At 61.2% G+C, this 541-nt stretch carries 2 protein-coding genes; one reads left to right on the top strand and one right to left on the bottom strand.

Going from position 1 to position 541, the window contains the following annotated elements; translation table 11 throughout:
* The coding region (locus OO258_RS27440) for an immunoglobulin-like domain-containing protein (RefSeq protein ID WP_416309238.1) at positions 1–314 on the bottom strand (314 nt) is incomplete at its 3' end.
* Here OO258_RS27440 and OO258_RS27445 point away from each other — a divergent pair.
* Positions 277–541 (top strand): immunoglobulin-like domain-containing protein (locus tag OO258_RS27445; RefSeq protein ID WP_266035081.1); only part of this gene is annotated, 265 nt, incomplete at its 3' end. The genes OO258_RS27440 and OO258_RS27445 overlap by 38 nt on opposite strands.

A 541-nucleotide genomic window follows, 5' to 3' on the forward strand; every position in this document is an offset into this window, starting at 1 on the left:
CCATCTTTGTTGGTCAGGGTGATGGTGTAAGTGATCTCACCACCTTCGGTCACCGAAGGTGTTGCAGTCAGCTTCGCCACCACTTCGTCAGTGGTATCGGTGACTTCCACCTTCGCCGCGCCGCCCAGCTCCAGGTTCTCGAAGGTACGGCCATCGATATCCACAGCCGATTTGACGCCCAGGCTGATTTCACCCGAGTCCTTGTAGACGTCGTCACCCTGCGCTACGTGCTCATACGGCGCGCTGGTGTCACCGGCTTTGATGGTCACCTTGGCATTGGGTATCAAGTCGGCGGCCGACATCGGCAACCGCACCTTCGAGAACCTGCAGCTGGGCGACGCGGCCAAGGTCACCGTGACCGACACCACCGACGAAGTGGTGGCCAAGCTGACGGCCACCCCTTCGGTAACCGAAGGTGGCGCGATCACTTACACCGTGACCCTGACCAACAAAGACGGCCTGCCGATCGACAAGCACGCGGCGCTGACCTTCACCTTGAGCGACGGCACCACCGTCATCACTGTGCCGGCCAACAGCACCG

The sequence above is a fragment of the Pseudomonas sp. DCB_BI genome (assembly GCF_026240995.1).
GTDB lineage: Bacteria > Pseudomonadota > Gammaproteobacteria > Pseudomonadales > Pseudomonadaceae > Aquipseudomonas.